This is a genomic window from Pseudomonas sp. PS02290 (assembly GCF_029960075.1).
Lineage (GTDB): Bacteria > Pseudomonadota > Gammaproteobacteria > Pseudomonadales > Pseudomonadaceae > Aquipseudomonas.
In genome coordinates this window covers 1-24,333 of record NZ_JASCOY010000010.1, presented here as the reverse complement: position 1 = coordinate 24,333, position 24,333 = coordinate 1, and the positions used below count along the sequence as shown (strand labels likewise).

The 24,333-nt window shown below is 60.1% G+C and carries 18 protein-coding genes; 8 read left to right on the top strand and 10 right to left on the bottom strand.

The genetic code is table 11. The features are described 5' to 3' along the window. Nucleotides 1-15: 15 nt before the first annotated feature. The 3 genes from QMX88_RS07540 to QMX88_RS07530 form a co-directional block, all read right to left on the bottom strand. Nucleotides 16-384 carry a histone-like nucleoid-structuring protein, MvaT/MvaU family gene (locus tag QMX88_RS07540; RefSeq protein ID WP_282367842.1) on the bottom strand — a complete coding sequence of 123 codons (369 nt, stop codon included), beginning with the start codon at nucleotides 382-384 and terminating at the stop codon, nucleotides 16-18. 157 nt (nucleotides 385-541) lie between these two features. Next, on the bottom strand, nucleotides 542-973 hold the full coding sequence (locus tag QMX88_RS07535; RefSeq protein ID WP_282367841.1) for a GNAT family N-acetyltransferase: 432 nt from the start codon (nucleotides 971-973) through the stop codon (nucleotides 542-544). Between the two features lie 146 nt (nucleotides 974-1,119). Next, nucleotides 1,120-2,064, bottom strand: a complete 945-nt coding sequence (locus tag QMX88_RS07530) for a LysR family transcriptional regulator (RefSeq protein WP_282367840.1) — start codon at nucleotides 2,062-2,064, stop codon at nucleotides 1,120-1,122. 103 nt (nucleotides 2,065-2,167) lie between these two features. Here QMX88_RS07530 and araD1 point away from each other — a divergent pair, with 103 nt between their 5' ends. The 3 genes from araD1 to QMX88_RS07515 all read left to right on the top strand — a co-directional run bounded on the left by araD1 (nucleotide 2,168) and on the right by QMX88_RS07515 (nucleotide 6,167). Next, nucleotides 2,168-3,166 carry an AraD1 family protein gene (araD1, locus tag QMX88_RS07525; protein WP_282367839.1) on the top strand — a complete coding sequence of 333 codons (999 nt, stop codon included), beginning with the start codon at nucleotides 2,168-2,170 and terminating at the stop codon, nucleotides 3,164-3,166. A 69-nt stretch (nucleotides 3,167-3,235) separates the two neighbouring features. Next, a complete protein-coding gene (locus QMX88_RS07520; RefSeq protein ID WP_282367838.1) occupies nucleotides 3,236-4,555 on the top strand; it encodes an MFS transporter in 1,320 nt (439 codons plus the stop codon). Between the two features lie 55 nt (nucleotides 4,556-4,610). Next, nucleotides 4,611-6,167, top strand: a complete 1,557-nt coding sequence (locus QMX88_RS07515; RefSeq protein ID WP_282367837.1) for a UxaA family hydrolase — start codon at nucleotides 4,611-4,613, stop codon at nucleotides 6,165-6,167. 193 nt (nucleotides 6,168-6,360) lie between these two features. Here QMX88_RS07515 and sfnG read toward each other — a convergent pair whose 3' ends face one another. After that, a complete protein-coding gene (gene sfnG / locus QMX88_RS07510) occupies nucleotides 6,361-7,461 on the bottom strand; it encodes a dimethylsulfone monooxygenase SfnG (protein ID WP_282367836.1) in 1,101 nt (366 codons plus the stop codon). A gap of 397 nt (nucleotides 7,462-7,858) precedes the next feature. Between sfnG and QMX88_RS07505 the strand changes: the two genes are divergently transcribed. After that, the gene (locus QMX88_RS07505; RefSeq protein ID WP_282367988.1) at nucleotides 7,859-9,097 is read left to right on the top strand and encodes an acyl-CoA dehydrogenase family protein; all 1,239 of its coding nucleotides are present in this window, start codon (nucleotides 7,859-7,861) and stop codon (nucleotides 9,095-9,097) included. 131 nt (nucleotides 9,098-9,228) lie between these two features. On the opposite strand, the gene QMX88_RS07500 is transcribed toward QMX88_RS07505, so the two are convergent. From QMX88_RS07500 to QMX88_RS07485, 4 genes are all read right to left on the bottom strand, one after another. Further along, the gene (locus QMX88_RS07500) at nucleotides 9,229-9,930 is read right to left on the bottom strand and encodes an MlaA family lipoprotein (RefSeq protein ID WP_282367835.1); all 702 of its coding nucleotides are present in this window, start codon (nucleotides 9,928-9,930) and stop codon (nucleotides 9,229-9,231) included. 104 nt (nucleotides 9,931-10,034) lie between these two features. Continuing rightward, nucleotides 10,035-11,429 carry an efflux transporter outer membrane subunit gene (locus QMX88_RS07495; RefSeq protein WP_282367834.1) on the bottom strand — a complete coding sequence of 465 codons (1,395 nt, stop codon included), beginning with the start codon at nucleotides 11,427-11,429 and terminating at the stop codon, nucleotides 10,035-10,037. Continuing rightward, nucleotides 11,426-14,560, bottom strand: coding sequence for an efflux RND transporter permease subunit (locus tag QMX88_RS07490; RefSeq protein WP_282367833.1), 3,135 nt, complete (start codon nucleotides 14,558-14,560; stop codon nucleotides 11,426-11,428). Before QMX88_RS07490 ends, QMX88_RS07495 begins: the two co-directional genes overlap by 4 nt. A 2-nt stretch (nucleotides 14,561-14,562) precedes the next feature. Next, nucleotides 14,563-15,747 (bottom strand): efflux RND transporter periplasmic adaptor subunit, encoded by a 1,185-nt coding sequence (locus QMX88_RS07485; RefSeq protein WP_282367832.1) that lies wholly within the window; start codon nucleotides 15,745-15,747, stop codon nucleotides 14,563-14,565. 143 nt (nucleotides 15,748-15,890) lie between these two features. On the opposite strand from QMX88_RS07485, the gene baeS reads away from it, so the two are divergent. Together baeS and QMX88_RS07475 are read left to right on the top strand one after the other, a co-directional pair. Then, complete coding sequence (gene baeS / locus QMX88_RS07480) at nucleotides 15,891-17,276, top strand: sensor histidine kinase efflux regulator BaeS (protein ID WP_282367831.1); 1,386 nt, start codon at nucleotides 15,891-15,893, stop codon at nucleotides 17,274-17,276. A gap of 3 nt (nucleotides 17,277-17,279) precedes the next feature. Then, nucleotides 17,280-17,963, top strand: coding sequence for a response regulator (locus tag QMX88_RS07475; RefSeq protein WP_282367830.1), 684 nt, complete (start codon nucleotides 17,280-17,282; stop codon nucleotides 17,961-17,963). Nucleotides 17,964-17,990: 27 nt separating this feature from the next. Here the strand turns inward: QMX88_RS07475 and QMX88_RS07470 are convergent, their stop codons facing one another. Both QMX88_RS07470 and QMX88_RS07465 read right to left on the bottom strand, forming a co-directional pair. Then, entirely contained in the window at nucleotides 17,991-19,481 is a 1,491-nt protein-coding gene (locus QMX88_RS07470; protein ID WP_282367829.1) for a chemotaxis protein CheW, read from the bottom strand. Then, complete coding sequence (locus QMX88_RS07465) at nucleotides 19,478-21,244, bottom strand: methyl-accepting chemotaxis protein (RefSeq protein WP_282367828.1); 1,767 nt, start codon at nucleotides 21,242-21,244, stop codon at nucleotides 19,478-19,480. Before QMX88_RS07465 ends, QMX88_RS07470 begins: the two co-directional genes overlap by 4 nt. Before the next feature lie 552 nt (nucleotides 21,245-21,796). On the opposite strand from QMX88_RS07465, the gene QMX88_RS07460 reads away from it, so the two are divergent. Together QMX88_RS07460 and QMX88_RS07455 are read left to right on the top strand one after the other, a co-directional pair. Then, nucleotides 21,797-23,284, top strand: a complete 1,488-nt coding sequence (locus tag QMX88_RS07460; protein WP_282367827.1) for a SulP family inorganic anion transporter — start codon at nucleotides 21,797-21,799, stop codon at nucleotides 23,282-23,284. Nucleotides 23,285-23,555: 271 nt separating this feature from the next. Beyond that, nucleotides 23,556-24,333, top strand: a 778-nt coding sequence (locus tag QMX88_RS07455; protein ID WP_282367826.1) for a PAS domain-containing protein, incomplete at its 3' end; no start/stop codon positions are given.

The window sequence follows — 24,333 nt, the reverse complement described above, 5'->3', positions numbered from 1 at the left end:
TTCAACTCCAACGGGTCATTTAACCAACCAGTTCTCAACCTCGTCGCCGAACTGGCCTTTCCAGGCTTTCAGCAGCTTGTGGTTGCCGCCCTTGGTTTCTACGACCTCACCTGTCAGCGGGTTTTTATAAACCTTCATCTCTCGGGCCTTGCGTGTCTTTTTCTCGGCGGCCACTGGAGCAGACTGCCGACCGCTGGTTCCCTGAGGATCGAGAATGCCGACTATCTCTCTCAAGCTGAAGCCGTACTCACCGAGCAGGCCACGCAGTTTGGTTTCAAATTCGATTTCTTTCTTCAAACCGCTGTCATTTTTCAGGGTTTCAAGTTCGGCAAGCTGGGCTGCGAGCTGTTGTTCAAGTTTGCGGAATTCAGCAAGGCGGGACATTTAAATCTCCAAGGTCGTTTTGATACGACCGATGTTAGCCGAACGCCGGTAATCAGTCATTCGCCTAGGTATATACATTCCGCTTCGAATCCTGACGGGCTGCACCCAACCGTTTTCTCCAGCTTTCTGGCTGAAGCGTTGCTGTAGCCGAGGCGCATCAAGCACAGCGCTCATACGTAAGATAATCATGTGCGCCGGTACCCGTGTGTACAAAGCCAAACCGCTCATACATCAACCTTGCAGGGTTGTTTGCTCGCACACTCAAGCGCAACTGACTAAAGTCCTGACTCTTGGCATCTAGCGCATACGCTGCCAGCAGCGCTGTTCCAACGCCGCTGCGCCTATAACTTGAATCTACATGGATTGTGCAAAGCTCAGCGCAATCGGGCTGCCGAGTCCAAAGTGAGTAACCTGCGAAATGACCGTTCAATAGGGCTATGTTTAGCCGATCGAAATTCTCCACCCAGCATGTCAAGTGCTTCTCAAATTGGGAGTTCCAGGAAGCCTCGTGGTCGGGCTCCCAGGAACGGATATAGCTCTGCTCTCCCCGGTAGATGGCCGGGAGATCGGTGACGACTGCTTGTCTCATTATGAGTGTCATTTCCTGCCCTTGGAGTGTGTCGCCCGTCCGCTCTCTGAGGCTAAAACTTGCTTAGAACGCGGGCTCACTTTGAGCGACGGCGTTCGTTGATGATCACAGGCTCTGCTGTAGCTCTCTACCTTCGGCTGCGGTGATCAATGCTTGAGTGAAGAATTCAACCCCACCCCCGTCATCTCCTCAATCAGCAACACCATCGACGCCGTGTACTCGACATTCGATCGCGTCACAATCTCATAAGGCTCGCTAGTGGACTGAATCGTCAGCGCCAGTTTCACCAACATACCGTGCTCCACCGCCATCTGAGCGACGTCGTTCGGCATGACGGCTACCAGATTCGGATCCTTGAGCAGCAGCGACAACGTCGTGAAGGTCGACGAGGTTTCGATCGCGTAAAGCGGAAAGCTCAGCCCCACCTGGCGAAACTCGCGCTCCAAGGTCAGGCGCATGGGCATGTGGACCGGGAAGACTACCCAGCGACTGTCCATCAAGTCGTCCAGCTGCAGCTTCGGCGCGTGTGCCAGGCGATGCGCCGGATTCGCTACCACCACCAGCGGTTCCTGTGCGCGGAAGCGGGTTTGATAAGCGCCCGGACGTGGGCTCACGCTGGTTCGGCAGATGGCGACATCCAGCCTCCCCTGATCCAGCAAACTCAACAACCGCGAACTGGTGTCTTCGACGATGGAAATCGACAACTCCGGTTGTTTGTCGCGCAGTCGCGCCAGGCTGTCCACCAGCGTCGGCACGGCGCCCATGATGGTGCCGATCGCCAGGCGCCCGCCTTGTCCTTTGAGGATGCCGACCATTTCTTCGCGGAGGTGCTCAAGGTCGGTGTGAATCAAGCGGGCGTAACGAATCACGCAGCGGCCAAGATCGTTGGCCTCCAGACCCTTGCTCGTGCGCTCGAAGAGGCTTGAACCGAAAACCGTCTCGATTTCCTGCAACGCCTTGGTGGCGCCCGGTTGCGACAGCGCCATGATCTCGGACGCCTTGCGCACCGAGCCATGCTCGTCGAGGGCAATCAACAGGCGCAGCTGCTTGAGTCGCAGGCGAGACACCATGGATGAGAAGGACGGCAGCATGGGTATACCTAAAGGTTATCGCTTGGGTCGTAACTCTCATTAGGCAGCAGCAGGCTGGAAATTTAAAGTGGCCTCAACCATAACAACAAGCCGAGGCCTCACCATGCGTTTAATCCAGTTTGAAGATTCCACGGGCCAGCGTCGTGTCGGCGTGGTCGAGGGCGACTCGATTCAGGTGGTCAACGGCACATCCAGCACGCGCACCCTTGCCCTCGCCGCTATTGCCAATGGCCACAGCCTGCAGCAGGAAGTCCAGAGCGCAGGCACCTCACTGAGTGCCGAAAGTTATACCCATCTATTGGACACAGGCTGCGTCCTGCCGCCACTGGACCATGAAGACCCGGCCCACTGCCTGATCAGCGGCACTGGTCTTACCCACCTGGGAAGCGCTTCGACTCGCGACAAAATGCACCAGGAAAAAGCCGACAATCAGGCTGAGATGACGGACACCGCGCGGATGTTCCAGTGGGGCATCGACGGCGGCCGTCCGGCGACCGGTGCTGCGGGCGCGCAGCCTGAGTGGTTCTACAAGGGCGACGGTTCGATTGTGGTACGCCCGAATCAGGCCTTCCAGTCGCCTGACTTCGCCGAAGATGCGGGCGAAGAACCCGAGCTGACCGGCCTCTACGTGATCGGCCATGACGGCAAGCCCTACCGCCTGGGCTTCGCCTTGGGCAACGAGTTCTCCGACCATGTCATGGAGCGCCGCAATTACTTGTACCTGGCCCACTCCAAGCTGCGCAACTGCGCCTACGGGCCCGAGCTGCGCGTCGGTGAGTTGCCCCGGCACCTGGCGGGCACCAGCCGGATCTGGCGCGACGGCAACGTGCTCTGGGAAAAAGAGTTTCTCAGCGGCGAGGACAACATGTGCCACAGCCTGGAGAATCTGGAATACCACCACTTCAAGTACACCCAATTCCTGCGCCCGGGTGATGTGCATGTGCACTTCTTCGGCACGGCCACCCTTTCGGTCGCGGACAACGTCAAAACTCAGCCGGGTGATCGGTTCGAGATCAGCATGAACGAGTTCGGAAAGCCGCTGTGCAACAGCATCGAAGTCGCGCCTTCTGCGTTCAATATTGGAGACGTGAGGTCGCTGTGACAGGTCAGGCCCTGCATCGGGCCTTTAGCAAGGGATGCATTTCATAATAAACATAAGAGTGAGATGAACATGACCACTGGCAATGTACAGGCCGTTACGCCTGCTGCTTCGACGAGTGCCGCGAGCGCCCGTCCCACCACGGTGAGGTGGAGGATATTCCTGCTTCTGCTGCTCCTGTCGGCCATCAACTACATCGACCGGGCGTCGCTGTCCGTTGCGCTGCCGTTGATCTCCGCTGATTTCAACATGACGCCGGCGCTGGAAGGTTTGATGCTCAGCGCGTTTTTCTGGTCGTATGCGCTGATGCAGATCCCTGGCGGCATGCTGCTCGACCGTTTTCAGACCCGCAACATTGTCGGCATTGCCACCATTGGCTGGGGCCTGTTTCAGGCCTTGGCGGGCGGCGCGCACAACTGGATCACACTGCTCATCACCCGCATCGGTCTGGGCGTCGCAGAGTCACCGATCATGCCGGCCGGGGCCAAGCTCAACGGTGCCTGGCTCACGCCCAATGAACGCGGACGCGGTGCGACCCTCGTCGATGGCGGCGCACCGCTGGGCACTGCATTGGGCGCCATCCTCATCGCGGGATTGATCACCTGGTTTGGCTCCTGGCGGATCGCATTCGTCATCGCCGGCGTCGGCACCATGGTCGTAGGCGTCTGGGCGTGGTGGTACATCAGAAACCACCCCAGTGAACACCCCAAGGTCAATGCCGCGGAGCTCGCGTACATCACTGACGCCAATGAGGCGGCCAGGAAAGCAACGGGCGGGCGCAGGGCGATCCTCAAGGAATTGCTCAAGAGCCGTTCCGTGCTGGCCATGTTCGCGGGCTTCGCTTGCTACAACAGCGTGTTTTACGGCCTGCTGACCTGGATGCCGAGCTACCTGCACCAGGCCCATAATCTGGACATCAAGGCCATGGGCGGCGCGACCTTTCTGATCTTCATGTGCGGGTTCATCGGCGAACTGTTTGGCGGCTGGGTGGCGGACAAATGGAAAGCGGCCGGCGGGCAACCCAACACCGTCATGCGCAGCATGTTCGCAGGCTCCGCAGCCATTGCCGCCCTATGCATTCTCGCCGTGGCTTATACCAGCGACGCCATCGCTGTCATCTCGCTGCTGTGCGTCGCGCTGTTTTTCATTCGCTGGTGCGGCATGTACTGGTGCCTGCCCGCGATACTCGGCGGCCAGTCCAAAGCGGGCGTGTTGGGCGGAAGCATGAACTTCTGCGGGAACATGGTCGGCGTGATTGTGCCCATCCTGATTGGCCTGATCGTGCAGTACACCGGTTCGTACTTCCTGGCGCTGATCTTCTTCGTCGTCATGGCGTCCGGGCTGATGCTGTTCTCCAGCCTGATCGATTACCGCGAGCGTGGATTGGCCTGACCTGCCCTCCACGTTCCACTCCCATTGCGCTCACTGAAAAACCGAGGCAATCGTCATGCAGCTCATAACTACAACAGGCAGTGCAACCGCTGCCAGTGCCGTGATCAGACTCAACGTGCTGGACGATGTGTTGATCGCGCGGCAACCGCTGGTCAAAGGTCTGGTGCTTCAAGCCGAAGGTATCGAGGTGCTTGAGCCTGTGCCTTCCGGTCACAAAGTCGCGGCGCGTCATATCGACGTGGGCCAGCCGGTGCGCCGCTACGGCCAGATTATCGGCTTCGCCAGCCAGCCCATCGAAGCGGGACAACACGTTCATGTCCACAACGTCGCCATGGGGGATTTCTCTCGGGACTACGCCTTCGGTGTCGACGCCAAAGGCAGCCCCGACCCGACCGCAGAGACCTTCATGGGTATCGTGCGCGCCGATGGCCGTGTGGCCACTCGCAGTTACATCGGCATTCTGACGTCGGTCAATTGTTCCGCGACTGTGGCGCGGGCGATTGCCGATTACTTTCGCCGCGACATTCACCCTGAGGCGCTGATTGAATACCCCAACGTCGACGGCGTCGTCGCGCTCACTCACGGCGTCGGCTGCGCCGTCGACCCGGGTGGCGAGGCACTGGCCATGTTGCGCAGGACGTTGGGGGGCTATGCCGTTCACCCGAACTTTGCCTCGGTCCTGATGATCGGTCTGGGTTGCGAGACCAACCAGATTCCCGATCTGCTGGCGGCCCAAGGCCTGACCAGCAGCCATTCGCTGCGCACGTTCACCATTCAGGGCACCGGCGGCACGTCGAAGACCATTGCCAGTGGCATCGCCCAAGTGAAGTCATTGCTGGCAGAAGCCAACAACGTCAAACGCGAACCCGTCAGCGCCAGGCACCTGATCATCGGCCTGCAATGTGGTGGATCGGACGGCTACTCGGGCATCACGGCCAATCCGGCCTTGGGCAATGCGGTCGATCGCCTGGTGGCGGCTGGCGGCACCGCGATTCTGTCGGAGACGCCGGAGGTCTACGGCGCCGAACACCTGCTGACCCGTCGCGCCGTCAGCCAGACGGTCGGTGAAAAGCTCATCGCCCGTATCCACTGGTGGGAGGCCTATTGCAAGCGAATGGACGCCGAGCTGAACAACAACCCTTCTGCGGGCAACAAAGCCGGAGGCTTGACCACCATTCTGGAGAAGTCGCTGGGTGCCGTCGCCAAGGCGGGCTCTACCGATCTGGTGGATGTCTACGAATACGCTGAAACCGTCAGGGCGCACGGCCTGGTGTTCATGGACACCCCCGGCTACGACCCGATCTCCGCCACCGGCCAGGTCGCCGGCGGCGCCAACTTGATTGCCTTCACCACGGGGCGCGGTTCGGCGTATGGCTGTGCGCCCTCGCCGTCCATCAAGCTCGCCACCAACAACCGTCTCTGGGAAACCCAGGAAGAAGACATGGACGTCAACTGCGGCGGAATCGCCGACGGCTCCATGACCATCGAAGAACGCGGCGAGTACATCTTCCGCATGATGCTGCGCATCGCCTCGGGAGACAAAAGCAAAAGCGAACAGCATGGCTATGGCCAGAACGAGTTCGTGCCGTGGCAGATCGGCGCCATCACCTAAGACTTTGCATCCCCCGTTGCATCCCCTTCGACACGCGGGTTCCCGTCGTCCGGCACGACGCGGAGCCGCTTCATTCAGCAGGTCTCCCGTCTCGCAGATTCATTACTCATCCAAACAGGAAACCTGACATGACTCAGATGCTCGGTCTGAACTACATCGGTGGGGACAGTGGCCATGGTTTGTAACCCGTACATCAGGCGCTTTGAGCAGTAGGAACAGTATGATGTGAGGCTTCCAGTTCCCGTACGAGCGGCAGTACGTGTTCACCGAAATACGCCACTTCCTCCTGAAAGTGCAGAAAGGCAGAGAGCACCAGATCCACGCCCACGGCTTTCAACGCCACAATGCGCTCCGCAATCTGTTTTGGCGTTCCAATCAGATTCGTTTTAAACCCGTCGTTGTATTGAACCAGGTCTTCAAACGTGGATTTGGCCCAATTACCCTCACCTTCAGGACTGGCCTTACCGGCCTGTTTTGCTGCATCGCCGAACGCATTCACGGCTTCAGGGTCAGCCTGATCGATGATTTCCTGGAGCACCGCGCGCGCTTGCTCTTCGGTTTCGCGGGCGATGATGAAGGCATTGACCCCGATCTTCACTGAATGCCCGTTGGCCGCTGCCTTCGCCCGAATATCATCCACCTGCGCCTTGATACCTTCTACCGTGTTGCCATTGGTGAAGTACCAGTCGGAGACGCGTGCAGCCATGTCCCGGGCCGCGCGGGAACTGCCGCCCTGAAAGATTTCAGGATGGGGCTGCTGAATCGGTTTGGGACGCAGTGTGTAATTGTGGAAGCGATAGAAATCGCCTTTGAAGGTGAAGTTGTCGGTTGTCCAGATGCCTTTCAACGCCTGGATGAACTCTTCCGAACGACGGTAGCGCTCGTCATGCTCCAGCCATGGTTCGCCAATGGCCTGGAATTCACCTTTGAACCAGCCACTGACGATGTTGATCGCCACACGGCCGGCCGTGAGTTGATCGATTGTCGCCAGTTGCTTGGCAACCACGGCGGGCGTCCAGGGCCCGGGAAGGATGGCGGCAATCACCTTGAGTTTCTCGGTCGCCGCCAGCAATGCATGGCTGAACGCAACAGACTCATGCTGGTTATCGGCGCCGTATCCGGCGGTGAAACGGATTTGCGTAAGCCCGTATTCAAAGCCCGACTTTTCAGCAATTTGCGCCAGCTTGCGGTTGTAATCGATGCCCCAGTCGGTGCGCTGCTCGATCTTACTGACGACCAAGCCGCCGCTGACGTTAGGTACCCAGTATGCGAATTTAATTGCGTTCTGACTCATCTACCGATCTCCAAATAGAGCAAGGGAGCCGCCCGGCGTGGTCGCCAAGTACGGTGTGCCCACCTTCCTGCCATGGAAATAGCAGCAACTGTGCCAGTTGTTTATTTACTGCAATTTCAACAGGTTAACGACCGGGTCAGGGGTTTGGATTTGTCGGCCAACACCGTTTTGCTGAACAGGTGTTTCCAGGCAAACAGTTGTGTTTCCCGCACGCCGCGAAACCCTGTCGCAGGGCAGCCAGCGAAACAGCACAACTGTTGATGCATCAACAGTTGTGCCCGCTCATTCAACGGATTCACCGAGAATAATCGGCCCGATATCGTTCGGCATGGAGCATGCAAAGCGGGTGTATCAAAGCCGCCAGCACCGGACAGCTTTCATCATCACGGGATTTCCCATGCCTGACACGCCGAACAATCCGCTTTCTCTGGGTACCGACTACGAAGCACTGGCTAATCGTTTTCGGCCGCTGTTCCAGGACATTGCAGCGGGCACCGTTGAGCGAGAAAACGCTCGTACTCTCCCATACGAACCCATCAAGTGGCTCAAACAGGCCGGGTTCGGTGCTGTTCGGGTGCCCAGGGAATATGGCGGCGCCGGCGCTTCTGTTGAGCAACTGTTCGAGTTGCTAATCGAATTGGCCGAAGCCGACTCCAATATTCCGCAATCCCTGCGCGGCCATTTTGCCTTCGTGGAAGATCAACTGAATTCGCCCCCGACGGCCGAACGCGAGACATGGTTTCGGCGCTTCGTTGAAGGCGATCTGGTGGGTAACGCCTGGACAGAAACAGGGACTGTGAAGCTCGGTGAAGTCATCACCAAAGCGATTCCGGACGGAGCGCAGTTTCTGTTGAGCGGGAAAAAGTACTACAGCACCGGCAGTCTGTTTTCAGACTGGATCGATGTGTACGCGCAGCGCTCGGACAATGGTGCCGACGTTATTGCAGTGGTGGATGCCCATCACGCCGGCGTACAACTAAGCGATGACTGGGACGGTTTCGGCCAACGCACTACAGGCAGTGGGACCTCAGTGTTCAATAACGTTCCGGTTCCCGCTACACACATCATCCCCTTCGAAAACCGTTTTAAATATCAAACCGCGTTCTATCAACTGGTATTGCTTGCCGTATTGGCGGGCACAGGTCGGGCGATAGAACGCGACATTACCCAGCAGATCCGCGAGCGCACACGCGTTTACAGCCACGGTAATGCCAGCCGCGTCCGCGCCGATGTCCAGATCCAGCAGGTGGTGGGCCAAATTTCCGCTCAGGTTTACGCTGCACAGGCCACCACTCTTCGCTCTGCAAGACCGTTGCAGCAAGCCTATGAAGCTCGCTTTTCGGGGAACCCCGAGGCAGAGCGAACGGCAAACATTGCAGCAGAAATCGAAACGGCGAAAGCACAGGTCGTCGTCTCTGACCTCATTCTGCGAGCCGCTACCGACCTGTTCAATGCGCTCGGCGCCTCAGGCATCAGCGTCAATAAAGCCCTGGATCGACACTGGCGTAACGCGCGTACCGTTGCGTCCCATAACCCGCTCATCTACAAGGCGAAGATCGTCGGTGACTGGAGTATCAACGGCACCGAGCCACCCTATGTCTGGCAAATCGGCCAGGGAGAGCCGAAAGCCAGTTGAAAGCACTGTTTCCAGCCAGGGATTTCGATCCCTGGCAGACGACAGACACCGCGGGCTTGCGGCATGAGAGCGGGCAAGCCCGTCACGGTGCCTCATCTTGGCACCGGCCATTATGCGGGTCGTCCCACTGATCAAAAGTCATCCTGCACCTCTCCACCGTTGATCTTGAAAGCTCGGGTTTGCAGATAGACACTTCGGATGAAGTTGTACTTGTCGCCCGTGATGAGTTTTTCAGACTTCAGGTATTGAGCACGTCCGTCGATGATGCTCGCGCCATACAGGCTATTACGCGTAGGGACGTCGCCGATGTAGCGAATCGGGTTGGCGTAGGCATCGGGCAGGATTGCCTGTGCATCGCGCAGTGTGCTTGGGCCCAGAAACGGCAGTACCAGGTACGGGCCGCTACCGACCCCCCAGTAACCGAGGGTTTGACCAAAGTCCTCATCACTGCGCTGTAACCCCATCGGCGTGGCGACGTCGATCAAACCCGCCAGGCCAATCGTGCTGTTGAACAGAAATCGACTCGTATCGACGCCGGCGCTATGAAACTTGGCTTGAAGTAGATTGTTAGCCAGATTCTTCACCTCCCCCAGATTGTTCAACACGTTGTGAATCCCATCCTGGACAAGGTGGGGGGTGACGAATTGATAACCTTGAGCCAAGGGTTTGAGCGCATACGTGTCCAAGGTGTCGTTGAACGAAAACACCGGCCGGTTAAAACCTTCCCATGGGTCCGTGTCCGGATCCGCATGGCAAAGCGGTGAAGCGGTGATCAAGCAGGCGCAGGTGAGCCCTTGAAGGCGACGGCTGAGTGCGGAACGAAAAGCGCACATGTTTATTCCCTAGTGAGTGAAGTAACCCGATTTGATCCGCGCAGGCCGTTCCATCGCTGCAGTTGCGTGTGTGTGCACGTGGCGGCGTCATTTCGACTGAGCCCTCAGTACCAGCCGCCTCCCAGCACTTTGTATAAGGTGATGCGGTTGCTCTGCTCGGTCAGGCGCAGCGTGATCAGGTCTTGCTGGGCGCTGTAGAGCGAGCGTTGTGCATCCAGGGCTTCGAGGTAACTTTTCGAGCCGCCTCGATACAAAGCATCCGAGAGTTCGAAGCTTTTACTGCTGGCGTCGGTCAGCGCCTGTTGCGCGGCGATACGGCGATCCAGCGTGCTGCGCACGGCCAATGCATCAGCCACTTCACGGAACGCGGTCTGCAGGGTTTGCTGATAGGTCTGCACCCGGATGTCACGTTCGACGTTGGCCGAATCCAGAGTCGCGCGGTTACTTCCCCCGTTGAAAATGGGCACGCTGATACTCGGCGCGAAAGTCCAGGCACCGCTGCCGGCTTTAAACAGGCCGGCCAGCGCGGAGCTGGATGAGCCGGCGCTGGCGGTCAGGGTGATGCTGGGGTAGAACGCCGCACGGGCCGCGCCAATATCAATATTGGCGGACCTGAGCGTGTGCTCCGCCGACAACACATCCGGACGCTGTTGCAACAGGCTGGAGGGCAAGCCCGGCGGAATGTCCACCAGCACCGCCGCCGATTCCAGGTGCGTGCCCGGCAACAGCGCCTCGGGCAGGTCACTGCCCACCAGCAGGCGCAAGGCGTTGCGGTCCTGCAGAATCTCGCTCTCATAGAAAGCCACATCGCCCCGTGCCGTTTCGACCGTGGTCTGTGCCTGGGCCACGGCCAACTCCGCAGAGCCACCCAAGGCATAGCTGCGCTGGGTCAGGTCGTAGGTGGCCAACTGGCTGGTCAGGGTTTGCTGGGCCAACAGCAACCGTTCGTTGTCGGCGGCCAACGTCAGCCAGGCCGTGGCCACCTCGGCCACCAGGCTGATTTGCGTGCTGCGCCGGGTCTCTGTCAGTGCCAGGTAGTCTTCCAGCGCTTCGTCACGCAGGTTGCGCACCCGGCCAAACACGTCCAGTTCATAACTGCTTAGCCCCAGCTCGGCGCTGTAATCATGGGCGGTGACTGCGCTGCCGGTGTTGGACAGTCCTCCCGGCGTGCGGCTGTGGGTCCCGCTGACGCTTGCGTCAATGGCAGGAAACAGGTCCGCGCGCTTGATGCGGTATTGCGCCCGGGCTTTTTCGACGTTCAGGCTGGCCAGGCGCAAGTCGCGATTATTGGCCAGCGCCAGGCTCTGCACCTGCGCCAGGCGACGGTCAGTGAAAAACTGCCGCCATTTGATGTCGGCGCTCACCTGACCTTTTGGCAGGCTGGCCGCCGGCAACCATTGCTCGGAGACGGGCGCTTCAGGGCGCTCATACTGCGGCGCCAGATTGACGCAGCCCCCCAGGGCCAATGCGGCCAGCAAGGGCCAGTGTGACTTGATCATGCATCACCTGTCGGGGCAGATTGGATAGCATTGCGTACGCGGCCAAAGCGGCGGCGGATCAGCAAAAAGAACAGCGGTACGAAGAAGAGGCCCAGCACCGTGGCGCTGAACATGCCTCCCAGCACGCCAGTACCGATGGCCTGACGCCCGGCCGAGCCTGCGCCAGTACTCAAGGCCAGTGGCAATACGCCGAACATGAACGCCAGGGACGTCATCAGGATCGGCCGCAGGCGTTGGCGCACCGCGATCAGCGTGGCGTCAATCACGCTGTTGCCCTGCTCTTGCAGGTGCTTGGCGAACTCGACGATGAGGATCGCGTTTTTCGCGGCCAGCCCCACGGTGGTCAACAGCCCGACCTGGAAGTAAACGTCGTTGCTCAACCCGGCGACACGGGTCGCGAGCACTGCACCGATCACCCCCAGGGGCACCACCAGAATCACTGAGAACGGCACCGACCAACTCTCGTAGAGGGCGGCCAGGCACAGGAACACAAACAACACCGAGATCGCGTATAGCAGCGGTGCCTGAGACCCGGACAGCCGTAGCTGATAGGACTGCCCTGTCCACTCGTAGCCGATGCCCTGAGGCAATTGCCCGACGATGGCTTGTACCGCGTTCATCGCGTCCCCGGAACTGACGCCTGGCGCGGGATCGCCGACGATTTCCAGGGACGCATTACCGTTGTAGCGCTCCAGTAACGGCGAGCCATAACTCCACGCACTGCTGGCAAAGGACGAGAACGGCACCATGTCACCGTTGCTGTTGCGCACAAACCAATGATCAAGGTCCGCCGCCTGCATGCGCGAGGAGGCTTGCCCCTGCACATAGACTTTCTTCACCCGGCCCTGGTTGAGAAAGTCGTTCACGTACGTACCGCCCAACGCCGTCGACAGGGTGGCGTTGATGTCGCTGGTGCTCAGGCTCAGGGCGCCGGCCTTGCGGTCGTCAATGCTGATCTTTAGCTGCGGCGCATCGTCCAGGCCATTGCTGCGAACCCCCTGCAAGCGTGGGTCTTTTCTGGCCAGCTCAAGCAACTTTTCGCGAGCCGCCACCAACGCGTCATGGCCGAGGCCACCGAGGTCCTTGAGTTGAAGGTCGAAGCCCGAGCTCTGGCCCAGGCCGCGCACCGTCGGAGGCTGCATGACGAACGCGTCGGCATCACCGATGCTGGACAGCGCCATGGTCGCCCGCTGGGCAATCGAGGCCGCATCCTGGCCGGAGCTGCCACGCTCGGCCCAGTCCTTGAGGCGTATAAAGGCCCGCGCGGTATTCTGGCTGTTGCCGCCCATGCCTAGCCCGCTGATGCTGATCATCGATTCGACTTCGGGCTGTTTGAGAATGTAGTCCTCGAACTGCTTGATCACGCTTTGCGTACGGCTGTCCGTCGCGCCTACCGGCAACTGGATCTGTGCCAGCAGAATCCCCTGGTCTTCGTCCGGCAGAAACGAGGTGGCCAGATTCATGTAGCCCACCGCCATGACCACTAGCACCAGCCCATAAAGCAGCAGGCTCCGTCCCCAGCGCCGTAACACCACACCCACCCACCGTTCATAACCGGCGCTGGCCCGTTCAAAGGTGCGGTTGAACCAGCCGAAGAACCCGCGCTGAACACCCGGCGTCTTGTCGTGATGCGCTTTGAGCAGCGAAGCACACAGCGCGGGTGTCAGGGTCATGGCCACCAATACCGAGAGGACCATGGCCGAGACAATGGTCACGGAAAACTGCCGATAGATAATCCCGGTGGAGCCGCCGAAAAACGCCATGGGGATGAACACCGCACTCAGTACCAGGGTGATGCCGACCAGTGCACTGCTGATTTCACTCATCGATTGTCGCGTGGCAGCCATGGGCGACAGCCCCTCGCCCATCAACCGCTCGACGTTTTCCACCACCACGATGGCATCATCCACCAGCAAGCCGATCGCCAGGACCATGGCGAACATGGTCAGGGTGTTGATCGAGTAGCCGAACAGCGACAACACGCCGAACGTGCCCAACAGCACCACCGGCACGGTAATCGCCGGGATCAGCGTCGCGCGCAGGTTCTGCAGGAACAGAAACATGATCAACACCACCAGCACGATCGCCTCGCCCAGGGCCTTGACCACCTCCTCGATGGACAGGCTCACAAACGGCGTGGTGTCGTAGGCAATCACGTTCTTGAGCTGCATTTCTGCCGGGTAGAACGGCTGCATCTCCTGAAGCTTGGCCTTGACCGCCTCGCCGACGTTCAGCGCATTGGCGCCTGCCGCCAGTTGCACACCCATGGCCGCCGCGGGCTTGCCGTTGAGCGCCGTACTGATGTCGTAGCTTTCACTGCCCAACTCCAGGGTCGCGACGTCGCCCAGCAGGACCACAGCCCCATCACTGTCGGACTTGACCACCACATTACGAAACTCTTCGACGGTTTGCAGTTTGCTGCGTGCGCTGATGGTGGCGTTCAACTGCTGCCCCTTGACGGCCGGCAAGGCACCGAGCTGGCCGGCGGAGACTTCGGTGTTCTGCGCCTCCAGGGCACTGCTGACGTCCGAAGGCATCAGCGCGTATTTTTCCAACAGCGCAGGGTCCAGCCAGATGCGCATGGCGTAGCCTGATCCCAACGTCTGCACATCGCCGACACCGTCTATTCGGCTGATCGAGTCCAGCAAGGTGGTGGAGATGTAGTCACCGATCTGGGTGCCGGTGACACTGGGATCAGCCGACGCCAGCGCGACGATCATCAAAAAGTCCGAGCCGCCCTTGGTCACGGTCAGGCCCTCGCTTTGTACCGTTTGCGGCAGTCTTGATTCGGCTTGTTGCAGCTTGTTCTGCACCTGCATCTGGGCGACATCAGGGTCGGTGCCGGCGGTAAAGGTCAGACTGATGCTGGCGCTGCCGGCCGAACTGCTGGTGGCCGACATGTAGGTCAGGTTATCCAGACCCTTCATCTGCTGCTCGATGACCTGAGTCACCGAGTCTTCCACGGTCTTGGCCGAGGCCCCGGTGTACGTGGCGGAAATCTTGACGGTGGGCGGTGCGATGTCCGGGTATTGCTCAAGGGGCAACTGGCTGATGGACAGACCGCCGCCGAGCATGATCACGATGGCGATGACCCAAGCGAAAATCGGTCGATCAATGAAAAAGTGCGCCACGCTCAACCCTCCTTCACGGGGGTGGACGGTGCGGCTGCCTGATCACTCGCGTCCTGCACCTGCACGGCGGCCCCGGCACGGACTTTTTGTCCGCCCTCGACGATCAACTGATCACCCGTCTTCAAGCCGCCCGTGACCCACCACTGATTACCCACGGCGCGGTCGATGGTCAGTTCACGCTGTTCGACCTTGCCGTCGACCACCAACAACGCCGTGGTCACGCCGCTGGCGCTGCGATTTACGGCTTTTTGCGGCACTAGAATGGCCTGGTCATTGCGCGCCTGTTCCAGCACCCCGCGGACATACATTCCCGACAGCAGCAGGTGATCCGGGTTGGCGAACTCAGCGCGCAGCGTGACGGTGCCCGTGCCCTCGTTGACACTGACACCGCTGACCTTGAGCCGTCCCTCGTGGTTGTAGGTGCTGCCATCGTCGAGTTTCAGGCTGATGCGTGCCTCGCCCTCGCCGCTGGACTGCAAGACGCCGCTGGCCAGGTCACGCTTGAGCCGCAGCAGTTCGGTGGTCGACTGGGTAACGTCCACATAGATCGGGTCGAGTTGCTGCACCGTCGTCAACGCGCTGTCCTGATTGGCCACCACCAACGCCCCCGGGGTCACGGTGGAGGTTTCAATCCGTCCGCTGACCGGCGAGGTGATACGGGTGTAAGCCAGATTGATCCGGGCGGTCTGGACTTCGGCCTCGGCGACTTTTACGTCGGCGGCGGCCGTCAGCAAGGTCGCCTGAGCGTCTTCGTTGTCTTGCTGGCTGATGGCATTGATTTTCACCAGTCCGGCGTTGCGCCTGGCCGTGGCCTGCGCCGAATTGAGCGTGGCGCGGTACTTGGCCAGACTTGCCTGAGCCTGCGCCAAAGCGGCGGTATAAGATGCCGCATCCAGCTGGTACAGCGCTTGTCCGACATTGACATCCGCACCCTCGACAAACAGACGCCGCTGGACGAGGCCACCGACCTGCGGACGAATCTGCGCCACCATGAACGCCTGGGTGCGCCCCGCCAGCTCAGTGGTCAGCACCTGGCTCTGGGGTTTGATGCTGATGACCGAGACTTTCGGGATCACCGCTTGCGGTGCAGGCTCGCCGCCGGAGCAACCGCCCAGCAGAACCAGAATGATCAGGGACAGGAGAACCGCGGCGGTTACCAGGAATTTGGCGAGTATTTTCGTCGACATAGCTGCCTCTGCATAACGGAATGGCTTGAGTCGGCGCCATCGTGCAAGGCAAATGTGCAGGAAAATTGAAGATTGCCCGCCCGGCTTGAATCTTTCTTTGGTCAGGGCCTAAATGCCCCATCCCTTCTTACCGGCCCGCCTCCATGAAGTTGAGTATCTCCACCAAGCTGTTTATTGCCGTACTGGCCGGCGCGCTGCTGGTCATCCTGAGCATGGGCCTGGCGACGGGCTGGAGTTTCGGACGGGGCTTTCTGGGCTATCTCAATGAGCAGGCGCTGGACCGCATGGCGCCGGTGTTACCGCGCCTGGAAAGTGCCTACGCGCGTGAGGGAAACTGGGAGTTCCTGCGCAACCAGCCGGATCGCTGGTTTGACATCATGCGGCCCGAACTCGGCGAGGATCCGGCGAAGAACGACTTGCGCACCCCCCTGGCCTCGGACCTGACGGGGGCCCTGTTTCGCATCGCGTTGCTGGATAAACACAAAAAGCGCGTGAACGGCTACCCCGACATCGGCAACGACGCGCTGTTACGCCCGATCGTGGTGGCGGATGAAACCGTCGGCTGGCTGGCTGTTACCCCGTTCCAGAGCGTGACGGAAGCGGGCGGTGAACGGTTCCAGCAATACCAGTTGCGGACCAGCCTGGTCATGGGGGCCTTTTCGCTGCTGCTGGCGATGCTGATTGCCTGGTGGATCGCCCGCACATTGCTGGAGCCGGTCAAACGGGTGGCCGCCGCAACGCATCGCCTGGCCAGCGGCGACTACGGCGGGCGGGTGGTGGTGGCCTCCAATGACGAAGTGGGTCAACTGGCCCGTGACTTCAATCAGCTCGCCTACACCCTGGAACGCAATGAACAGATGCGTCGCGAGTTCATGGCGGATGTGTCCCACGAGTTGCGCACCCCGCTGTCAGTATTGCGCGGTGAGCTGGAGGCCATTGAAGATGGCGTACGCACCCTCAACCCAGAGTCGATGAAGTCATTGCAAGGTGAGGTCAGCATGCTCAGCAAACTGGTGGATGACTTGTATGAGCTGTCCCTGGCGGATGTAGGCGCACTGACCTACCGAAAACAGCCGTGCGCAGTGGATCAACTGCTGGAGGCCAGCGTGTCGATGTTTCAGGAGCGCTTGAACGCCCGGCAGCTGCGCGTTGAACTGGACCTGCCGTCCCAGCCCCTGGAACTGTCCGCCGATGCCAATCGCCTGCAGCAATTGTTTTGCAACCTGCTGGAAAACACTGTGCGCTACACCGACCCGAACGGGCTGATCCACATCAGGGCCGTCCTTGATCGCGACAACGTATGCATCGAATTCCTGAACTCCGGTCCTGGGGTGTCGGACGAGCAGCTGCCGCGCCTGTTCGAACGTTTCTATCGGGGCGAATCGTCGCGCGCCCGGGCCAGCGGCGGGGCCGGCCTGGGGCTGGCCATCTGTCGCAGCATCGCCCTCGCCCACGGCGGCAGCCTCAGCGCCGCTCACTCGCCTCTCGGCGGGCTTTGGCTGACGCTGCATCTGCCACGGAATATCTGAACCATGACCGACGACTCCCCGATCCTGATCGTTGAAGACGAACCGAAGCTGGCCGCATTGCTGCAGGATTATCTGATCGCGGCGGGCTACCCGACCCGATGCCTGGACAACGGCTTGCAAGTGGTGCCGACCGTGCGCGCCCAGACACCGCGCTTGATTCTGCTCGACCTGATGCTGCCCGGGCGCGACGGTATGCAGGTCTGCCAGGACCTGCGCGGTTTCAGCGCCGTGCCGATCATCATGATCACCGCCCGCGTTGAAGAAGTGGACCGCCTTCGGGGCCTTGACCTGGGCGCGGACGACTATATCTGCAAGCCTTTCAGCCCCCGCGAGGTGGTCGCCCGGGTCAAGGCCATCCTGCGCCGCGGCCCCCAAATGCTGACCAGCGTCCCACCGCGACTGCTGATTGATGAAGCACAACACCGTGCGTCACTCAATGGTGTCGAACTGGACCTGACACGCATTGAACTGCGGCTGCTCAGCACCTTTGCACGTTCAGCTGGGCGGGTATTTTCCCGTGATCAGCTGCTCGACAAGCTCTACTCCGACCACCGCGTGGTCACTGACCGCACGGTGGACAGCCATATACGCAACCTGCGGCGTAAGCTGGAACAGGCCTGCCCGGGTGAGACGCCCATTGAATCGTTGTATGGCGTGGGCTATCGATTTCTGCTCACTGATGCGTGAAGCGTCAGCGAGGCAAATGCCCCTGGCTCAACCTGCGAGGCGCTGGGTCTGCGCTTCAATCGCCGCCATCTCCAATCCCCTGACGACGTTGCTCAGATTGATCAGCGTCATCCAGCGCACCTGATCACCCTTGCCGATGCTCACCAGGCTGCGCATGCGGTCGTTGAGCGAACCCCTGACTCTGACGCTCTGCTCCCAACCCTCGGGATGCTCGGAGGCCGGGTGGGTGAAGGTTTCAATGGAGTCGGTCCGGTTGACCACCAGCCCGAAGCTATTAAGCTCGCCCTTGACCAGCAGTACCCGCTCCAGCGTATTGTCGGGAGGCGTTGCGCCTTCTATCAGACTGCTCAGGCAGACCAGCGGAATCTGTTCGCCACGTAAATTGAAACTGCCCAGCAAATGGGTTTCCTGTTGCGCGAAGCGGACAAAGTGCTCAGGCATATCCAGGATTTCCAGCACTTGGTCCAGCGGAACCACGAACGGCTGAGAGGCCTGGAACACCAGGCACGTCTGGTTCATCTGCGCGAGGCGAGAGCCCAGCGCGTCCTGGATCGGCGGACTGGTCTGGTAGATCCGGGCGAAACTGAGCGTCTCCTGTCGCTCCACCAGCGCGCGATGTTCCAGCAACAGCGCCTGTTCTCCGTTTTCCAGGCCGACGACACCGGCAAAGAGCGCGGGCTCCCGTAACCCATAACGCGGCAACGGCAGGATTTCATGAGCACGCTTGCGCACGATCGAGATCATTCGGTCATAGGTCAGACCGATGCGATAGCCCTCCCGCGAGGTCAACACCAGCAACTGGGTCTGGTTGCGCGCCTGCTCAGTCGCCGGGCATTCAATGCCCAGTATCCGGTTCAGGTTCAAGGCAGGCACATCCACACCACGCCGGTTCACCACGCCCAGGCAATAGTCGCCCCCCAGCTTGCTGGGCAGCATCTCCGGTCGGTCCACCAGCTCGGTGATCGCCTTCGCGTCCACGGCGTAGCGCTTTCCTTCGCACTCGAACAACAGCAAGTGATGCAGCTCTCGGGCGGGGTCCTGAACCTGCTTCTCCTGGTTTACATCCCCGGAGTGCGCAGTCAAGACCTGGGGCAAGCCGCACAGTGCTTGCAGATCGAGCCGATAGATCATTCGCTCACTGTCCAGCAGCGCGAGTTCGGGCAGCAGCGCAACCGCGTTGCCCTCCCCGCTGAGCCGGCACAGATTTCGCGGCTCGACCTTCATCACATCACTGACGCCGCTGACCGCAATGCCCAGGCGTCGACCTTGATGATTGACGATGGCGACCATCTCCAGCGGATCATGAGAGGAGACGTCATGCTCACCGAGCAACGACCGCAGTTCGATCAGCGGCAGCGCCCTCCCGCGCAGGCTGAACATGCCGAGCAGCGCGCCGCCTTGCTGCGGGTGAGGCTGCAGCCGGGCGGGCCAGTTGATCACCTGTTCCAGTGCGTGGGCGTCGATCGCGACTTCCAGCCCGGCAATCTTGACGACCCCAAAAGCCAGGGCGTCGCTCACAGGCTTTCAACCTGGCCTGGCACGCTCAGGCCTTTGCCCAACCCGGTCGCCAGCTTGATACGGTTGAGCTCGCCGATCAGTTCGGCTACCCGCTCAGCCAGATGATGCTGTTCCTGAGTGGCCGCGCCGATGGTCGTCATCGCGCCATTGGTTTTTTCGACACCGGCCACGATCCGCTCGAACGCACTGCCCGCGCTGCGGGAGATCTCGCTGCCGGAATTGATGCGGCGCACCGTCTCCTGAATCAGTTTGTTGATTTTGGTAGTGGCCTGGGAGGATTTTTCAGCCAGCTTGCGCACTTCATCCGCCACCACTGAAAAGCCCAGTCCATGTTCACCGGCCCGTGCCGCTTCGATCGCTGCGTTGAACGCGAGCATGTTGGTCTGGCCGGCGATCGTACTGATCACCTCAATGATTTCCTGGATGTCTTCGGCCGACTTGCCGATGGTGTCCATCGCCGCGGACGCCTCGTTGAGGGTCTGGGAGCCGCGCTGGGCTTCATCCTGGGTAATGCGTGCCTGATCGTTGGCGTCGCCGGTGGTTTTGACCACTTCGGCAATGGCCTGCATCAGGCGGGTGACTGACTCATCCATGGCCTGGGTCTTGGCTTCAATGGCTTCTTCCAGCTCGACCTGGGCGGTAATGTCGGTGGCGAACTTGACCACCTTGTAGGGTTGCCCCACCGCGTTGAACACAGGATTGTAGGTGGCCTGAATCCATATTTTCTGCCCGTACTTGCTGATGCGCATGAAGCGACCTGTGAAGAACTTGCCGCTGCTCAGCGCGCCCCAGAACTCACGATAAGGCGTGGTCTTGACGTACTCGGGTTCACAAAACAGCGAGTGATGGCGGCCCTTCAATTCCTCCATCCGGTAACCCACCAGATCCAGAAAGTTAGCGTTGGCCGAGAGAATATTGCCGCTCAGGTCGAATTCGATCACGCCCTGGGCGCGGTTGATGGCGTTGACCTTGCCTTCGTGCTCCATCGTCCGCAGTTTGGTCTCGGTGACGTCGGTGGCGAACTTGACGATCTTGTAGGTCTGCCCCTGGGCATCAAGAATCGGGTTGTAGGACGCTTGAATCCAGACATCCCGACCGTCCTTGCTCAGGCGCTTGTACTCGTTGGAGTCGTATTCCCCCTTGCCGAGTTTCTCCCAGAACTCGCGGTAAGCCAGAGAAGCCGCGTATTCGGGTTCACAGAACATGCGGTGATGTTGGCCCACGACTTCTTCCAGGCTGTAACCCATGGCCGCGAGAAACTTGCTGTTGGCGTTCAACACATAACCCTCAGGCGTGAACTCGATCAACGCCTGGGAGCGCTCGATTGCAGCGATTTTGCTTTCCCATTCGGCATTGCGATTGCGCACTTCCGTGACGTCGCTGGCAAATTTGACGATTTTGAAAGGCTTGCCGTTGTTGTCCATTACCGGGTTGTAGGTAGCCTGCAGCCAGATCTGGCGCCCGTCCTTGGCCTGACGCTGGTACTGACCGGCGTCAAACTTACCGGTGCCCAGCTTCTCCCAGAACATCAGGTATTCCTTGCTGGTCGCATAGTCGGGCATGCAAAACAGCCGGTGATGGCGCCCACGAATTTCCTCGATTTCGTAACCCATGCAATCGAGGAAGTTCTGGTTGGCGTACAGCACGTTGCCCTGCAGGTCGAATTCGATGACGGCCTGGGAGCGGTCGATGGCGCTCAGGAGGGAGTTCAAGTCAGCGCCGGCCTGGGCAAGTTCGGCAGCAGGGTTTGATCGGTTGTTCATGGGGCAGGTCCGCTAATTGGAGTTGGATGGGCGGGGTTCCTTCCCTGAAAGTAACAAGCAGCAGCTATTCACTTTCCAGCGTTCGAGAGCGTCGCCTGAGATGAAGCTCGGGGAAACTCGGCTCGCGTTGTTCGCTGACCAGGCAACAATCGGCTGGCCTGGCCAGTACAAAACGTGCGTGCTGGCCTATTCGCATCGGCTGCAAATGGGATGAACTTGAGCCCGGGTTGTACATTTATTTATGCATGTACAACGTTGTACCTCGGCAAGTCGACCGGCGGGGGTTGTAGGGTGCCTCGGCAGGCCTTTAACATTTACTGGTTTTTTGAAGCACGTTGAAGGAGACACCGTGTCTTTGTCCCTCTGGCTGCCTACGCCGCCTTAGCGCTACGCCCCCCTCGCAACACGCTGACCGCCCCCTGATTGCGGTCTAATTCTGCCGTGCCTGATTGATCGTCGCGGCGACCCCAAAAACTCTATTGATTACAGACGCACCTGCATGCCTCAGCGTTTGGCGCTGGGCCCCATGCCGTGCCTGCTATGGGTAAATACATGCGCGAACCTATCAAAACCGCCTGGTTATCAAACATCAGGGCGGATGTCCTTGCCGGCCTGGTGGTGGCGCTGGCCCTCATCCCCGAGGCCATTGCGTTTTCCATTATTGCCGGCGTCGACCCCAAGGTCGGTCTTTACGCCTCATTCTGTATTTGTACGGTCATCGCCGTCGTTGGCGGTCGTCCCGCGATGATTTCCGCCGCCACGGGCGCCATGGCGTTGTTGATGGTGAACCTGGTCAAGGACCATGGCCTTCAGTACCTGCTGGTGGCGTCCCTGGTGTGTGGCGTTCTGCAGATAATGGCTGGCTACCTGCGGCTGGGCGAACTGATGCGATTCGTGTCTCGCTCGGTCGTCACCGGCTTTGTGAATGCCCTGGCAATCCTGATCTTCATGGCGCAGCTCCCCGAGCTCACCGGGGTTACCTGGCCGGTTTATGCCATGACCGCGGGAGGCCTGGCGATTATCTACCTCTTCCCCCGCCTGCCCGTGCTGGGGAAACTGCTTCCTTCGCCGCTGGTGTGCATCGTTGTACTCACAGCTGTTTCAATCAACATGGGCCTGAGCATCCACACAGTGGGAGACATGGGATCGTTGCCCGACAGCTTGCCGGTTTTCATGTGGCCTGATGTCCCCCTGACGCTGGAAACACTGTTGATCGTGCTGCCCTACTCTGCCGCGCTGGCCGTGGTGGGGCTGCTCGAATCGATGATGACAGCGACCATCGTCGACGACCTCACCGACACGGGGAGCGATAAAAACCGTGAGTGCAAAGGCCAGGGTGTCGCCAACGTCGCGGCCAGTCTCATCGGTGGCATGGCGGGTTGCGCCATGATCGGGCAATCGATGATTAACGTGAAATCGGGTGGCCGAACCCGCTTGTCGACCCTGAGCGCAGGGGTGTCCCTGCTGATCATGATGGTTTTCCTGGGTGACTGGCTGGCCCGCATTCCCATGGCAGCATTGGTCGCGGTCATGATCATGGTGTCCATCAGCACCTTTAGCTGGGATTCCATCCGCAACCTCAAGGCGCACCCCCTTCCAACCAACATCGTAATGATCGTCACGGTGGTGGTCGTCGTTGCCACAGACAACCTGGCGTTCGGCGTCATCGCCGGCACCTTGCTCGCGGCGATGTTCTTCGCCAACAAGATCGGGCATGACCTGGAGATCACGTCCAGCCGCGATCCTGAACATCGTCACCGCACCTACTACGTATCAGGCCAGGTGTTCTTCGCCTCATCGGACCGGTTCTCCAAAGCCTTTGATCTCCAGGAGCCATTGGCAACGCTGGCCATTGACCTGCGCGAGGCCCACTTGTGGGACGTTACGGCAGTCGCGGCTCTGGACAAAGTGGTGTTGAAGCTTCGCCGTGAAGGCGTGCAGGTGGACGTGATCGGGATGAACCGGGCGACTGCCACCCTGGTGGACCGCTTCGGCATCCATGACAAACCGGGCAGCGTTCATACACTGATGGGGCATTGAAGGCCCGCGATGCGAGCTGTGGCTGTGGCTGCGGAGCGCCCGTCAAGCGCCCGTCCATGCTCCGTTGTCCGGAAAGCCCCGGGGCGATGCGGCGGTACGCGCGTTCGTCCGTTCGAACGACCTGTTGAACTTCACCGCCGCGCCGATACCGAAGATGCTGAACGATCTGCCCGTGGGCGGCCGCTCTCCCGCACAGCCGTACACGCCCTTGCTCGACCCGATGCGGGTCGAACGATGGCCTGACACTTCGCCCCCTTTTCAGGTAATGCACATGGCAGCAAAGGCTCACCTCGGTTTAAAAAATCATGAAGTTCTGGGGCATTTTCTAGACGCAGCTTCGCACCTGACCGGGGCGGCGGGCGCCATACTGATCCTGCAAGACGAAGACCAATGGCACACGGTAGCGACCCACGGCGCCGCACCGCTGGTGCGTCCGGACGAAATCACCGGCGGTTGGCTGAAGATGATGTTGTCCTACGGTGACGTCGTCGACGTAGGCGCAGCGATGCCCGCTGACACCGTACTGCCTGCCGGGCTCGATCAGATTGTCAACGCATCGCTGGTGTGCGTTGCGATCAGGGATTGCAACGCGGTGCTGGCCGGAGCGGTACTGATGACAATCCCGCTGCCCCATACACGACTCAGCGCCGCACACATCTACGGCCTGCAAACCCATGCCGCCGATCTTTACGACGCGCTGAAGATGGACCCGGCCAACGGGGCCGGCGCGTCTGCGGTGATCGAACGTCTGCGATTGCTGGAGTCGGTGGTGGTCAACGCCAAGGACGCCATCCTGATCACCGAGGCGGAACCCATCGATTTGCCGGGCCCACGCATTGTTTATTGCAATCCAGCGTTCCTGACCACCACCGGTTTCAGCCTCGACGAGGTCATGGGAAAGACGCCGCGGATTCTGCAATGCCCGGAGACCGATCGCCAGACGCTGCAAAAAATCAGGGATGCGCTGCAACGGTGGGACCCTGTTGAAGTCGAGCTCATCAACACCCGGCGTGACGGCACTCAGTTCTGGGTGCAGCTCAGCATCGTGC